Source organism: Candidatus Accumulibacter meliphilus (assembly GCF_036625345.1).
Classification (GTDB): domain Bacteria; phylum Pseudomonadota; class Gammaproteobacteria; order Burkholderiales; family Rhodocyclaceae; genus Accumulibacter; species Accumulibacter meliphilus.
In genome coordinates this window covers 275973-291096 of sequence record NZ_JAZKTZ010000007.1, presented here as the reverse complement: position 1 = coordinate 291096, position 15124 = coordinate 275973, and the positions used below count along the sequence as shown (strand labels likewise).

General features: G+C 61.5%; 12 protein-coding genes. 11 read left to right on the top strand and 1 reads right to left on the bottom strand.

Annotated elements, in window-relative coordinates; translation table 11 throughout:
* Window positions 1–101: 101 nt before the first annotated feature.
* The 10 genes from mshL (at window position 102) to V5B40_RS16120 (ending at window position 12386) form a co-directional block, all read left to right on the top strand.
* Window positions 102–1928 (top strand): pilus (MSHA type) biogenesis protein MshL, encoded by a 1827-nt coding sequence (mshL, locus tag V5B40_RS16165; RefSeq protein WP_332355438.1) that lies wholly within the window; start codon window positions 102–104, stop codon window positions 1926–1928.
* Complete coding sequence (locus tag V5B40_RS16160; RefSeq protein WP_332355437.1) at window positions 1925–3268, top strand: tetratricopeptide repeat protein; 1344 nt, start codon at window positions 1925–1927, stop codon at window positions 3266–3268. Before mshL ends, V5B40_RS16160 begins: the two co-directional genes overlap by 4 nt.
* 51 nt (window positions 3269–3319) lie before the next feature.
* On the top strand, window positions 3320–5041 hold the full coding sequence (locus tag V5B40_RS16155) for a GspE/PulE family protein (RefSeq protein WP_332355436.1): 1722 nt from the start codon (window positions 3320–3322) through the stop codon (window positions 5039–5041).
* A 5-nt stretch (window positions 5042–5046) separates the two neighbouring features.
* Window positions 5047–6249 carry a type II secretion system F family protein gene (locus V5B40_RS16150; RefSeq protein ID WP_332355435.1) on the top strand — a complete coding sequence of 401 codons (1203 nt, stop codon included), beginning with the start codon at window positions 5047–5049 and terminating at the stop codon, window positions 6247–6249.
* Window positions 6250–6253: 4 nt separating this feature from the next.
* Window positions 6254–7795 carry a hypothetical protein gene (locus V5B40_RS16145; protein WP_332355434.1) on the top strand — a complete coding sequence of 514 codons (1542 nt, stop codon included), beginning with the start codon at window positions 6254–6256 and terminating at the stop codon, window positions 7793–7795.
* The gene (locus V5B40_RS16140) at window positions 7792–8394 is read left to right on the top strand and encodes a hypothetical protein (protein WP_332355433.1); all 603 of its coding nucleotides are present in this window, start codon (window positions 7792–7794) and stop codon (window positions 8392–8394) included. Before V5B40_RS16145 ends, V5B40_RS16140 begins: the two co-directional genes overlap by 4 nt.
* 42 nt (window positions 8395–8436) lie before the next feature.
* Entirely contained in the window at window positions 8437–8904 is a 468-nt protein-coding gene (locus tag V5B40_RS16135; RefSeq protein WP_332355432.1) for a hypothetical protein, read from the top strand.
* Between the two features lie 128 nt (window positions 8905–9032).
* Window positions 9033–10220, top strand: coding sequence for a hypothetical protein (locus V5B40_RS16130; protein ID WP_332355431.1), 1188 nt, complete (start codon window positions 9033–9035; stop codon window positions 10218–10220).
* Window positions 10217–10984, top strand: coding sequence for a type II secretion system protein (locus tag V5B40_RS16125; protein WP_332355430.1), 768 nt, complete (start codon window positions 10217–10219; stop codon window positions 10982–10984). The genes V5B40_RS16130 and V5B40_RS16125 overlap by 4 nt, the downstream gene beginning before the upstream one ends.
* 118 nt (window positions 10985–11102) lie before the next feature.
* Complete coding sequence (locus V5B40_RS16120) at window positions 11103–12386, top strand: adenylate/guanylate cyclase domain-containing protein (protein WP_332355429.1); 1284 nt, start codon at window positions 11103–11105, stop codon at window positions 12384–12386.
* A 43-nt stretch (window positions 12387–12429) separates the two neighbouring features.
* Here the strand turns inward: V5B40_RS16120 and V5B40_RS16115 are convergent, their stop codons facing one another.
* A complete protein-coding gene (locus V5B40_RS16115) occupies window positions 12430–14151 on the bottom strand; it encodes an ATP-binding protein (protein WP_332355428.1) in 1722 nt (573 codons plus the stop codon).
* 200 nt (window positions 14152–14351) lie between these two features.
* On the opposite strand from V5B40_RS16115, the gene V5B40_RS16110 reads away from it, so the two are divergent.
* The gene (locus V5B40_RS16110) at window positions 14352–15068 is read left to right on the top strand and encodes a prepilin-type N-terminal cleavage/methylation domain-containing protein (protein ID WP_332355427.1); all 717 of its coding nucleotides are present in this window, start codon (window positions 14352–14354) and stop codon (window positions 15066–15068) included.
* Window positions 15069–15124: the final 56 nt, after the last annotated feature.

Sequence of the window (15124 nt, the reverse complement as noted above, 5' to 3'; positions counted from 1 at the left end):
GCGCCTCTGGATAGCGTCGTAATGCAATAAAAATCATGCACTTGCCTCGAAGTTCTGTCGTGGTATCATGAAGTCAACCTTTAACCGGAGCAAGCCCGAGCGTGCCTCTGCAAACTCTCAGCGCCATCTTTTTTGCCCTTCTCCTTGGCGCCTGTACGCCAACGACGCTCAGTGGCGGGCCGGCGCCTGCCCACCTGCAAGCCGACAGCGTGGTCAGCACGCCGGGCACTATTCCTGCCCCGGTTCAACAGAGCCTCTCTCTACCGCGGCCACGGCCGGCCGGCAAGACCGAGACCTACAGCGTGGTGGTCAACAGCGTCGCCGTTCACGATCTGCTTTTTGCTCTTGCCCGCGATGCCAAGCTGAACGTCGATATCCACCCCGGCATTGTCGGCGAAGTGACTCTCAACGCCATCGATCAGACCCTTCCGCAACTGCTTACGCGCATCTCCAAGCAGGTAGACATGCGTTTCGAACTCGATGGCCCGAACCTGGCGGTGATGCCCGATACGCCTTACCTGAAGAACTACAAGGTCGACTACGTCAATATCTCTCGCGACGTCACCGGCACGATAGCGACCAATACGCAGATTTCCACCAGTGCGCTGGCGACCGGCAGTGGTGGCGCAGTGGGGACGGGCAACACCTCGCGAATTCAAATCGAGAACAAGTCGAATAACCGTTTCTGGGCGTCCCTCGAGAAAAACCTCAAAGACCTGCTCCATGAGACCGACAAGGTCTTCCCGGAAGGCTCGACCGAGACGGTGACCGAGGAGGCTAGCGCACAAAGCACGAGCGGTACCGGTGCCGGCGGGCCGGCACCGGCAAAGAACGCTGCGGCGCGCCTGACGCAGCTCGCACAAGGCTTGGCCGGCAGTCCCAATCCGGCGACGCTGCAGAACACTGGTGCTACCGTCGTCAAACGTATGACTTTTCGGGAAGCGGCCTCGGTGATTGTCAGTCCGGAAACGGGAGTGGTCGACATCCGGGCGACCTCCCGGCAGCATGAGCGCGTGCAGGAATTCCTCGATCGGGTAATGGGCAGCGCGCGGCGGCAGGTGCTGATCGAGGCGACCATCATCGAGGTGGGCTTGAGCGATGGCTATCAGCAGGGTATCGAGTGGAGTCGCATTACCAGTGGTAGCGACTACAGCGTGACCAAACCCGCGTTGACCACCAACGTCGGAAACGCGGTGACGCCTTACGTCCTCAAATACCGGGATACCAACCCCTTGAATCTCCTGTCGACCGTAGAGCTGCTGCGCGCTTTCGGTACCGTCAAGGTGCTTTCCAGCCCGAAACTGACGGTCCTCAACAACCAGACCGCAACGCTCAAGGTTTCCGAGGATTTCGTCTACTTCAATGTCAAGCAGGACGTTGTTCCGGGTAATACCAACACCAATGCCACGGTGACCACGACGACCACGCCGCAGTCCGTCTCGATCGGTTTCTTCATGAGTCTGACGCCGCAAATCAGTGACAACGGCACGGTGACCCTGAACGTTCGCCCGTCGATTTCCAGCATTGCCGAGCTCAAGCAGGATCCCAACCCGAGTCTTGCCGCCAACAACATCAAGAACCTGGTGCCGCAGATCCGCATGCGCGAAATCGAGTCGATCATGCGTGTCGAAAGTGGCGACATCGCCGTTCTCGGCGGGCTAATGGAAGACCGCTTGGAAAACCGTGACGGGCGTCTGCCCGGCCTTGGTGATATTCCGTTTGTCGGTGAGATCTTCAACACCCGCAATAACTCGTCGACGAAGTCGGAGCTGGTGGTCCTGATCCGCCCAACGGTGATCAAGGACGCGTCCATTGATGGCGACTTCAGCAGCTTCAGAGATGTTCTGCCAGGCAATGATTTCTTCAAGACCGATCAGGTCTACCGGCCGTTCTCGCTTCCCGAGCGCTCTCCGGAGCCCTTGCAGTGAGTCTGTTGATGGACGCCCTGCGGCGCGCCGAGGAAGCCAAGCGCAAGGCTAGTGCCAACGCTCGGTCGACGGCTACGGTGCCGAGCGAATTGCGGCTTGACCCATTGCAGCTGGAAACTCCGGCGAGCGGGGGGGCTACGGAGACGCTGGAGGAACAGCCGCTTTCCGCGCTTGCCGCGGGCTTCGACGCGCTGCAAACTGATCTGGCTTCGCCGACTTCACCGTCGGCGCCAACAAAAGCTGCCGCTACAGCGGCAAGCTCGCGAGCCAACTTCGAGAGTCAGCAGGCCGATGAGCGCAGCGCGGCGAGAAACCTCTTTGCCGTCAAGCAAACGCCCCGGTCGCGCACCTCGCTATGGCTTTTTCTCGGACTGGTCGGCGTCGCAACGCTGGCCATCGGGGGTTATTTCTGGTGGCAGTTGCAGTCGATTTCCGGCGGCACGCTGGTTGCACCGACGGCCGTCGCTCGGCCGCCTGCCTATCCGGTGCCTGCAACGCAGCCAGCCCAGCCCTTGGCCGCGCAGCCAACACCGCCCGCACAATCGCCGACCAGTACGCCGCCGGGTTCTCTGGAGGGGGCTGCAGAAGTTCGCGGCGAGCTACCGCCAGCGGGCACGCCCGCCGCAGAAGCGCGGCAACGGTCGACGCCGGCGAAGCGACTTCCGGATCCCTCAGCGACCACTTCCGCGGCGGCGAAGCGCCCCTCCGGAGACCCTGCAAGCCGTCCGCGAGCAGCTGCTCCGGGGGTCTTCCAACCCAGTATCAGCGGCAAGCAGCAGGCGCAGACCCTCGACAATGCCTACGATGCCTGGCTCTCTGATCGACTGGACGAGGCGCACCACGGCTACGAACAGGTTCTGCGCAGAGACCCCCGGAATGCCGACGCGCTGCTCGGTCTGGCGGTTATTGCCAGCCAGCAGGGGAACGGCGAGCGCGCACAGGCGCTTTATCTGCAGGTTCTCGAGTCCGACCCAGGCAACGTGACGGCGCAGGCGGCGCTGATCAACATGCGCGGGCAGAGCAGCGCCGCTCGCTCAGAGAGTCGCCTGAAGACCTTGATCGCCAAGCAGCCGGACTCGGCGGCTTTGTTCTTCGCGCTCGGTAACCTCTACGCCGGGCAGAGCCGCTGGAGCGAGGCGCAGCAGGCCTATTTTCAGTCCTATTCCCTGGAGCCAGGCAACGCCGACCATGTCTTCAACGTTGCTGTCAGTCTCGACCACCTACGCCAGAAGAAGCTGGCCGCGCAGTATTACCGGATGGCCTTGACTGCCGCCGAAACCTCGCCTAGCGCCTTCGACAAGAATGCCGCCGCACAGCGCATCCTTGACCTGCAGCAATGATGTTCATCGTCTGCGCCGATCGCCGTCGCTGAAGTGCCTGTTCGTGCGCTCATGAACTCTCCAGCCACGCCCATCCATCCCGCCCATTCCCGGCCGCTGGGCCAGATTCTGCTCAGCAAGGGAATTCTCAGCGAAGATCAGCTGCGTATTGCCCTGCTCGAGCAGATGAAGTGTAACCAGCCGATCGGCAAGCTCCTGGTGTCGCTCGGCTTTGTCTCCGAGGCGACCCTGCGCGACGCGCTTTCGGAAAGTCTTGGCAAGCAGAGTGTCGATCTGTCGAATGCGATCATCGACCCTTCAGCGCTGAAATACGTTCCGCGCGACCTCGCCAAGCGCCACCACCTGCTGCCGCTCGACTACGATGGCGAAAACCTGCGTTTGACGGTCGCCATTGCCGACAGCAACGACATTGTCGCCCTGGATCGAATACGTACGCTGACCAGCGACGAGATCGAGATCGACACCCTGCTGGCCGGCGAGACAGAAATCGACCGGGCCATCGACCAGTACTACGGCCACGAGTTGTCGATCGACGGCATCCTGCACGAGATCGAGACCGGCGAGATCGACTTCCGCGGCCTGCAATCGTCGGCCGACGAGTACAGCCAGCCGGTTGTTCGCCTGATCGACTCGTTGCTGACCGACGCCGTCAAGCGCGACTCGTCGGACATTCACTTCGAGCCGGAAGCCAGTTTCCTGCGCATCCGTTACCGCATCGATGGCATGCTGCGCCAGATTCGCTCGCTGCACAAAACCTACTGGCCGGCGATGGCGGTGCGCATCAAGGTCCTCTCGGGCATGAATATCGCCGAAACACGCGCTCCCCAGGACGGTCGCATTTCGCTCAACTTGCGCGGTCGGCAGATCGACTTCCGCGTTTCTGCCCAGCCGACGATTCACGGTGAGAATATCGTCCTGCGCATTCTCGATCGGCAGAAAGGGATCGTGCCGCTCGAAGGCCTGGGTCTTGCCGACAAACAGCTCGATCAGCTGAAGCTGATGATTGCCCGCCCGGAAGGGATCATCTTCGTGACCGGGCCGACCGGCAGCGGCAAGACGACCACTCTCTACTCGGTGCTCAACCATATCAACTCCGAGGGCGTGAACATCATGACCCTTGAAGACCCGGTCGAGTATCCGATGACCATGGTGCGCCAGACGTCGGCGGCTGATTCGCTAAAACTCGATTTTGCCAATGGCATTCGCTCGATGATGCGCCAGGATCCGGACATCATTCTGGTGGGTGAAGTGCGCGACGCAGAAACCGCCGAAATGGCCTTGCGCGCGGCGATGACCGGGCACCAGGTGTATTCGACCCTGCATACCAATTCGGCGCTCGGCGCCATACCCCGCCTGCTCGATATCGGCATCGTGCCCGACATCATGGCCGGCAATATCATCGGCATCATCGCCCAGCGGCTGGTGCGGCGGCTGTGCGTGCATTGCAAGATCCCCTACCAGGCCGAGGCGCACGAGGCGCGCCTGCTCGGCAACCTGGCCGATGGACCGCGACCGGTGGTCTATCGACCGGGCGGTTGCGAGCGCTGCGAGTTCCAGGGCTATCGCGGGCGCCTGGCGATCATGGAGCTGCTGCGCATCAATGGCGACATGGACGAGCTGATCGCCCGGCGCAGCACTTTCCGGGAAATGCGCACGCTGGCCAGCCGCCAGGGCTTTGCCACGCTCGCCGACGACGGCCTGCGCCGTGTTCTCGACGGTTCGACGGCGCTCGAGGAAGTCGGCCGGGTCGTCGACCTGACTGACCGGATGTAGGATCGGTGCCGCTCTACACCTATAAAGCGGTCAGTCCCGAAGGGCGGATGCTTCTCGGCAGGATCGATGCCCTCAACCTGGTCGACCTCGAAATGCGCTTGCGGCGTATGGAGCTGGATCTGGTCAGCGGCGAACCGGTCAGCCAGCGCAGTCTGTTTGCCCGCGGTGGCGTGCCACGCCGGGAAATGATTCACTTCTGCTTCCATCTTCAACAGCTGGTCCGTGCCGGTGTGCCGCTCATCGATGGGCTGGCGGATCTGCGCGACAGTCTCGAGCACCCGCGCTTCCGTGAAGTGGTGGCCAGCCTGATCGAAGCGATCGAGGGCGGGCAGACGCTGTCGCAGGCCATGGACGGTCACCGCAGCGTCTTCGATGCCGTTTTCGTGAGCCTGATCCGCGCCGGTGAAACGACCGGTCGCCTGCCGGAAGTCTTGAACAGTCTCAACGAGTCATTGAAATGGGAAGACGAACTCGCGTCGCAAACGAAAAAGATGATCGCCTACCCCGCTTTCGTGGGTGCCATCGTCCTGGCTGCCAGCTTCTTTCTGATGGTCTACATGGTTCCCCAGCTCAAGATGTTCGTGAAGAACATGGGGCAGGTCCTGCCAACGCAGACGGTGGTCCTTTTCTTCATCTCCGACCTGATGGTCGACTACTGGTATGTTCTCCTTTTGCTGCCGGCGTTACTGGCGCTCGGGCTGCGCGTCCTGTTGCATACTAATCCGCTGGCACGCTTTCGCTTCGATGGCGTCAAGCTCGGCTTGCCGTTTGTTGGCAACATTCTGCGCAAGATTGCCCTCTCCCGCTTCGCCAACACTTTCGCCCTGCTCTACGCTTCCGGGATCCCGATTCTCGAGTCGATCCGTACGACGCAGGACGTCGTCGGCAATCTGGTCATTCGCCGCGGCCTGGAGCGCGTCGAGCAGTTGATCGGCGAGGGGCAGAACGTGACCGCCGCCTTTCACGCCACCGGCTTCTTCCCGCCGCTGGTGATCCGCATGCTACGCGTCGGCGAGAATACCGGGGCGCTCGACGACGCCTTGATGAACGTCAGCTATTTCTACAATCGCGACGTCAAGGAGTCCGTGGCGCGCATGCAGCAGCTGATCGAACCGATGCTCACCGTGGTCATGGGGGCGCTGCTCGGCTGGATCATGCTCTCCGTTCTCGGGCCGGTCTACGACGTGATCAGCAAGATCAAGGTATAGCACGATGGCTGCCAGTCGCCTCCTCTACCTCAGCGCCCATCACCTGTCGGCTTTTTCCTGGCAATCCGGGGTTTTGGCTGATGAGCACTCGTTCGACGCCAGCGAAGCCGGGCAAGCGGCATTTGCCGACTACCTGGCGGCCAACTCAAGCTGCGTCTTCTCGATCCTGGCCAACGTCTCGGAAGAAGGTTTCCACATCGAAACCATCCCGTTTCTACGCGGCGCCGACCGTGAGGCGGTCATTGCGCGCAAGCAGGGACAACTGTTTTTCAATGCCAAGCTGGTGACCGCGCTTTCGCTCGGTCACCAGAAATCGCGTCGCAAGGACGAGCGCGTCATGCTCGCCGCGCTGACGAGGCCCGAGGTTTTCGCCCCCTGGCTCGATGCCCTGGCCGCCGCCGAACTGGCTCTCGCCGGCGTTTATTCACTGTCGTTGCTGACGCCGAACTTGCTTCGCAAGCTCGGCATTGGCGCCCAGCCTTGCCTTTTGCTGACCATCCAGGACCAGAGCCTGCGGCAGAGTTACCTCGAAAACGGCGAACTGCATTTCAGCCGCCTGACGCCTCTGCACAACAGCAGTATTGGCGGTATCGCGCAGACTTTCTCGAGCGAAGCTCTGAAACTCCAGCAATATCTGGTCGGCCAGCGCCTGATCGGTCGCAAGCAGCCGATCAAGGCCTACCTCCTGGCGCATGCCAGTGCGCGCAAGGCGATCGAGAACAGTTGTGTCGATAGCGAGGCCTTGTCTTTCACAGTCCTCGACATCGAAGACAGCGCACGCAAATGCAAGCTCAAGACCCTGCCCACCGACACCCACTGCGAGCCTCTTTTCCTGAACCTGCTGGCCACCGATCCTCCGCGCGCGCAGTTCGCCAACGATGATCAGCGTCACGGCTACCATCTCTGGCTGCTTCGTTCGGTCGTCCGCAGAGTCGCTTCGCTCGTCTTGTTGAGTTGTCTGCTACTCGCCGGCAAGCAGCTTTTCGACGCCTCGCGGATCGAGAATGAGGTCGCTGTTCTGGCCAGCGAAACCGGACTCACTCGCCAGCGCTATGCCGACATCGTCAAGACCTTTCCGCCGATTCCAACGACGAACGAAAACCTGCGTCGGGTGATCAACCGCTATCAAGAGCTGGAGAGGAACAGCGCCTCGCCGGGGCACCTGTATCGCGAGATCAGTCATGCCCTGGACAGCGCCGAGTGGGTCGATCTGGAGGCCATTGACTGGCAAGCCGGGAAGCCGCAATCGACGGCGGCGCCGGGTGGCGTCAATGTCGTGAGCAGCGAGCTGCAACCGGTCGATCAGGAGACGGCAATTGTCCGCGGAACCCTGCGCCTTGACGGCGACAGCAACCCGCGGCAGGTGCTGGCTGTTTTTAATCGTCTCGTCGCCGCCCTCAGGGCCAGGCCGCAGTTAGAGGTCGAGGTCCTGCAACAGCCCTTCGACGTCGAGTCTGGCAAGTCGCTCAAGGGTGGCGACGCGGCGCTGGAAGGCAAGGAGCCGCGATCGTTCAAAGTGCAGATTCGACGGACGATTGGCTCATGAAAATTGTTCCTGCCGATTTCCGCAAGCTGCAAGCGAGCGTTGTGCTCGCCGTTCTGATGATCGCCGTCGGCGCCCTTGCCCTGTATTTCGCATTTGCGGCCATGAAACGCGCAGAGCAGGGCAGGGTCAGCATCGCTGCCCAGTTCGCGGAAGCCGACGGCAAGCTGAAGCAGGTACGTAACGAAGAGAGCGAGGTCAAACAGAAGTCGATTGTCTTCAACAAGCTGCAAGAGCGTGGCATCATTGGCGATGAGCAGCGCCTCGATTGGGTGGAGTTGCTGAAAGAGATTCGCGACAAGCATCGCCTGATCGATCTACGCTACGAAATTGCGCCGCAACGCATGCTCGAGGGCCAACTCGGAAACGACTTTGTTTTCTTTGCCAGCAGCATGAAACTGGAACTGAAACTGCTGCATGAAGAAGATGTTACCCGACTGCTCGACGACTTGCGCCGGCAGGCAAAGGCACTGATCCGGGTCAAGAGTTGTCGCATCGAACGCTTGCCGGCGACTGGCGAACAGCGTGGCGGTGGCCGGGCGAATCTGCTGGCCGATTGCGAAATCGAGTGGTTGACCTTGCGTGACCTGCGTGGCAAATGAGCGGGAAAGCGCAGGAAAGGGCAGGAAGGGGCAGGACAGTCAATGACCGAGCTTATACCGACAGCAAAGCTCGCCGCGCTGGCGGTGGGTGCCTGGCTACTGCTGCTGGCGACCTGCCCGCCAGGCGTCGCCGAGGAGCAAGCGCTCGGTCGCCTGTTCTTCACGCCGGAACGCCGCCAGCAGCTTGATCGTCAGCGCGAAATGAATGTCCTCGATCAGCAGCCAATTCCCGCCGACCCGACCCTGACCATTGACGGCGTCGTCACGCGCAGCAGCGGCCGACGCACGGCCTGGGTAAACGGCCAGCCCCAGCACGAAAACGACTTGTGGAGCGGCCTGACGGTCACCCCGCGGCACGGCGAGCCGGGCAAGGTGTTGCTCGACATCAGCGATGCGCCAGCGGCGAGAGCACGTGTCGGGCAGACCGTGAACCGTAACTCCGGCGAGGCGACGGACCTGCTCAAGGGCGGTCGAGTCAGCGTTCACTCGACGTCGCGAGGAGCGAGGTAGGCGATGTCGCGGGCTGTGGACGCGCTGCGCCGGGCGGTCGCGGGCAGTCGTACCGTGCGCCAATGAAACGGCCGCGCATCGACCAGCACCGGCCTGCGTGTCGATCACGCCAGGGCGGCATTGCGCTGATGGCCATGCTTACCCTATTAACTCTCTTCGGACTGTATGTGTTCGTTGGGCAGTTGAGTGCAACACGCTTTCTGGCGGCTAACACGGAAAGTGCTGCGGCCGCACTTGCCGAAGCCCGCGACGCGCTGATCGCTGACGCCGTATCTCGCACCTCAATAAGCCCGGGAGCATACTACGCCGCGGGATACATGCCGCTCCCTGATCTGGGAAGCCTTTTTGAGGGCGGAGCACCTAGTGAGGGTGCCGTGCCAACCCTCAATCATACGGGCAACTCCAAGGAACGCTCGATTGTCGGCAAGTTTCCCTGGAAGACGCTGGGTACGGGCGCTCTCCGTGACCAAAAAGGGGAATGCCTGTGGTACGTGGTTTCGGGCCGTTTCAAGATCACGCCGAAGACCGACGCACCAATGAATTGGGATACTCAGGGCCAGATCGATATCATCGACGGCAGCGGTGCCCTGCTTGCAAGCAATCTTGCCGCGCTGGTCGTGGCTCCCGGTCAAGCGTTGGACGGCCAGAGCCGCGCCTTGGGCGATGTCGCTTACGCTGAATGCGGAGGCAACTACGATGCGCGCAATTACCTTGACACTTTTGACAACACCAATGCGGTCAGCGGCCAGCTTAACTACTTCGCCGGTAGCACCAACAACCGCGCGGCTCCCGATGCGAGCAACAAGCGTTTTGTGGTGGCCGAGACTGCCTTTTATAACGACCGCTTTCTGTTTATTAGTGTCGCAGATATCTTTGATCCGCTGATCAGGCGTCGTGACTTTTCTGGCGCGGTCGCCAGTTTGCTGGATAATCCTGCTTTCCAGGCCGACCTGCAGGCCATCGCGCTCACCGGCGCGAAGGGCACCGACAATCTGGACTGCAGTTTCGCAGCAGACCCGGTTTTCTGTACGAGTTGGAAAGAAATGCTGTTCTTGACTCAACTCCCGGCGCCGGCACCGATTACCATCGACGGTGTTGCCTCAGGCAACTGCCGCCGCGTCCTTATCTTCGCCGGCCGCCGGGGGGCTGGCCAGAGTCGTAACGATGATACCCAGAGAGGCCAGCCGAACAATTACCTGGAGGACCCCAACCTCGCGTTGTTCGCTGTCCCCACGGCCGCAGGGACTGCCTTCTCGGGAGTGTCGGCGTTCGACTATCGCACTCCCGCGAACGATATCCTACGGTGCTTGCCATGAGCCGGGGCCATTTCCTGCGGGCAAAGAATAGAGGCTTCACGCTCGCCGAGCTGGCCATCGTACTGGTCATCGTCGCGTTGCTGGTTGGCAGCCTGCTGGTCCCGCTGTCGACGCAGATTGATAGTCGTAACCTTGCTGACACCAGGCGGGCTTTGGCCGAGATCCGCGAGACGATACTCGGCTACGCCGTGGTCAATGGCCGTTTGCCGTGCCCGGCCCTGGCGAACGTTGCCAGTGGCGCGGCGGGCGCCGGGCTGGAAGGGACCCGAGCTGCCAGCGGTTGCACCAATATTGCCGGGGTTGTGCCATGGGCGACGCTGGGAGTTGCAGAGACCGATGCCTGGGGACGGCGCTACTCCTATCGAGTCACTCGTGCCTTCACCAAGGCCGTTCCCCCGCCCGACATCAGCGAGTGCCCCGCGCCCCTGCCGCCGCTACCGCAGAGTGCTGCCTTCGCGCTCTGCTCGCCGGGCGACATGAGTGTGTTGGTGACCGTCGGGGGGGCCAAAATCGCCACCGCTGTGCCGGCCGTCGTTGTCTCGCACGGCAAGAATGGCAAGGGTGCCTACACGGTTCTGGGGACGCAAACGGCGTCCGGTGCCGATGCCGATGAACAGGACAACCAGTTGACCGGCGCGGGGAACACGATGGCCAATCCTGATTTCGTCTACAAGCCAGCGATTCCTGGCTTTGACGACGAAGTCGTGTGGATTGCGCCGGGAGTGCTTTTCAGCCGGATGATCCGGGCCGGCAAGTTGCCATAAGCGGTTTGCCGGCAAGGTCGGAATTTTCGGCGGCAGCGTGGCACCGTTGCATTGACCCTCCGCGTCGATTGGGGTCCAATAGGCCTATGCCTACGTTCTACCTTCAGCAAGCCAGCCGATGAGTGCCGTGCGGACCTTCCTTGACCGCCTGCGTAACGCCGGCATTTGCCCGGGCGACAGCGAAGAACTGCGTCTGCAGAAGTCCCTGCTGTTCTTTGCGACCGGCCTGATCAGTCTGGCGTCGATGGTCTGGCTGTCGATTTATTGGCAACTCGGACCGAGGTTCTCGTCGAACCTCCCGTTTGCCCTGCAGCTCTTGCTGGTCGGGAATCTGCTGGTTTACCTGAAGACTCTGAACTTCAACCTCTTCCGCCTGATCCAGTTGTCCCTGTTCCTGTTTACGCCCTTCGTGGCGCAGTGGAGCATCGGCAGCTTCATCACTGCCAGTGGCATCAGCCTGTGGGCTTTGCTGGCGCCGATCGGTGCCGTGCTGTTCATCGGACCGCGTGCGTCCGGGGCCTGGTTTTTCGCCTACGTTTGTCTGACCACACTTTCCGGCGCTTTCGACTACTACCTCGCCGACGCGGCGAGCAGTTTGCCGCCCGAAGTTCCGGCCGCGACGGCGGCCTTTTTCTTTGCGCTCAACTTTACGGCCGTATCGAGCATCGTTTACCTGTTGCTGCGCTACTCGGACAGCGAAAAACACCGCGCGCAGCAGCGCCTGCAGGAAGCGCACCGCTTGCTGCAGGTCGAGCAGGAGCGTTCGGAGCGACTGTTGCTCAATGTCCTGCCGGCGCCGATTGCTGAACGCCTGAAGAATAGCAGGCAGCCGATCGCGGACGGCTTTGCCGAAGTCTCGGTGATGTTTGCCGATATCGTGAATTTCACCCGGGTCGCCGAAGGAATGACGCCACAGCAGGTTTTTGCCATGCTCAACAAGATCTTCTCGTGCTTCGATGAGTTGGCCGAGAAGTACGGCCTGGAGAAAATCAAGACCATTGGCGACGCCTACATGGTGGCCGGCGGCCTCAACGACGAACGCGGCGACTTTTCGGGCGCTCTGGCCGAAATGGCGCTGGAGATGTGTCGCCTGCTGCACGATGACGTACAACTCAACGAGATGCGTCTCGAACTCCGCATTGGCATGGGTACCGGGCCGGTGGTAGCCGGTGTCGTCGGCAAGAAGAAGTTCATTTACGACCTTTGGGGCGACACCGTGAACATTGCCAGTCGGGTCACCAGCGAAGGTGTTCCCGGCGTGGTTCAGGTCGATGACCGTACTTATCAGCGTTTACAGCATCGCTTCGAGTTTCATCCGCCGCAGACGATTTACCTGAAAGGCAAAGGCAATATGGTCGTCCACCGGCTGATCGGTTGCCGAAGCGGTAGCGCGGCCGCATAGTTATGGGCGGGCGACTGCCCAGGATTCAGGGTGCCTCAATCCCTCACTCTCTGGCCGCTGTTGCGTGACCACTTCGGTGCAACTCGAAGCACACTTTGCCGGGCTCGTTGCAGGCCAGGCGCAATTCGTGACCGCAACTCTCAGCCTGGCGCGCAGCGTGATAGAGGCCGATGCCCAGCCCGTTTTCCGACGCCAGCGGTGCGTGTAGCAGGTCGGCAAGGACTTCCTCCCTGATCGCGCTGCCGCTATCACAAACACTCAGCAGCGAGGCGTCGTCGGCAAGAGCGACGTGAACCTGCAATTCGCTTTCCGATTGGCGTTTGAGCAAGGCGTTGTGCAGCAGATTGTCGGCGACGCTGTCGAACAACGCGCTTGGCACGAGCACCTCGGGGTCGAGGTTTGCGGCAGCAAAGCTGACTGGCTGGCCCGCGTAGCGTTGTTGCTGGATCTTCCACCACATGGCCGCTGGCAGTGCACCGCCCGCCTCGCTCTGCGGCTTCTGCAGCTTGGCCAGTGTTTGCTGCAGGCGTTGCGTGATCTGCGGCAACTGCCGTTCGAGAAGCAGTTCGAGGCGCTTGCTGTCCTCGCCGTTGGCGGTCTGCGCCAGGTAGCAGAGGTTGTGCAGCGATTGCAGCAGGTTCTTGACGTCGTGCGTCAGGCGAGCGCCGGTTTCGTGGATCGCGCGCAGGTAGCTGACCTGCTGCAACTCACGCGCACGCAGCTTGGCGATGTAGTGCTCGTTGGCCAGTTGCGCCAGCAGGTGGAAGTGCCAGACGAGTGCCGGGCTGAGTTTGTGACGGGTGTGCAGGGTCAGCTGTAGGGGCTGCCCGGAGAATTCATGGCAAAAGTGCTGCGACGCGCTGCCAAAAGTGCCGTTGCGAGTCCCGGCTGTCCAGATGCCGCCTTCCACCCAGGGCAGATCGAGCATTTCCGTGAGTGCTTGCGAGAGAAACTTCTCGGGGTTGCTTTCACTGCTCGCCAGTGTCGTCAGGCGGTGCAGCCAGTTCTCGAAGGGCAGGCCGATGCTCAGCAGGTAACGCGAGAAGAAAACGTCGATGCCGGTAAAGCCGGGGCGCGTGTTCCACGTCCAGCCGATGAGCAGCAGCAACAGGGCGATCGTGGTCAAGGTGTTGAAGACGGCCTCGAAATAGCCCGACTGGCGCAGCAGCATGAAGGCCAGGCTGCCGAGCACCAGAACGGCAATCAGCAGAAAGATGAACAGGCTGTAGAACAGGTCGACCATGCCGCCGCCTGGCCGGTCGCTATCTTTCGACAGTGGCAGCAGGGTCATGACCAACAGGAACAGGGGCATTCCCCAGGCAAACTCGGGATCCAGAGACGGCCCGACCAGAGTTGCATTCGCGACCACGCGTGGCACCAGCCAGAAGAGCAGCGCCGCGAGCAGGTACGCAAAAGCGATCAGGTAAAAGATCCGCGTCGGCCGATGATCGATGAACATCACTCGTCCGCCGACCAGAGCGGCCAGGATCACCACCCAGACGATCAGCAGCCACCAGCCGTAGAAGGCGATGCCGCAGCCGAGGAGCAGGGCAATCACCGCCAGAGCGCTTAAATCGAGCCGTCGCTCGGCGTAAATGAAGGGTTGCCAGAGAATGAACAGGCCAACATCTACCAGCCAGCAGAGCGTGCCAAAGGCGCGGTCGGCTTCGGCCAAAAGGGCCAGATGCAGCACGCCGAGCAAGGCGATCAGCAGCCAGCGCTGCCGCTGGCGCAGGATGCTGGCCAGGTGCTGGAGCGGTGTCATGAGCGGCTCCAGGCACGGATCATCAGCCGCTCACGACGTTTCTTGAACGCGTCGGGGAGGCCCTTCATCAGTCCGACTCCCGACACAAGTGTCGAGAAATCGACAGTTCGGGCGGCTTTTGCCGGCGTAGAGGCCAATTCAGGCTGGCATGAAACATGCTTGTTGCTCCATATCACTTTTGATAAACACTGGAGAACGAGATGAACCAGCTGCAACAGCGACAGGCGGGTTTTACCTTGGTAGAGATTGCCATTGTACTCGTCATCATAGGCCTGCTGCTCGGCGGGGTACTGAAGGGTCAGGAGCTGATCAACAGCGCCAAGGTAAAGAATATGGTTGGCGATTTCCGCACCGTGTCGAGCCTGGTCTACGGTTACCAGGACCGCTTCAAGCTCTTTCCCGGCGACCAGACGCAGGCGCAACTCGATCTGGCTTTTGGCGCTGGCGTGGCAACTGCCTGCACGCCGGTTGCCACCGCAGGCGTCTGCGTCCAGAACAATGGCCGCGTCGACGGCGCGTGGAATGCCGGTGGTGCCGGTACCGGTGTCGCCACCAATGAAACTTCGGTCTTCTGGCAACACGCCCGCCTGGCCAACCTGGCCACCGGTGCCACTTTGCTGGCCGACGTCAACTACCGCCCGCGCAATGCCGATGGCGGTTTTATCGGCATCGAGAGCGGTATCGACGCAGCTGGCGCAGCCGCACCGTTCATCGCCGGCATGCGCGGTTCGTTTTTCATCTGTTCGTCGGGCATCCTCGGGCGTTACGTCAAACAGATCGACAGCACGATGGATGACGGCAACACCGCCGGCGGTTCGGTACAGGCGGTTCTCGATACCGATGTCCGTGGCGCGGCGGCCGTGGCTACGGCGGCCATCGTCGATGGCACGCAATATACGGTCTGCTCGTCCTACTGAGCGTCTTGAGCACGCCCCCACACGCGGGGCGCGCTCAGGAGAAATGCATAGCAAGG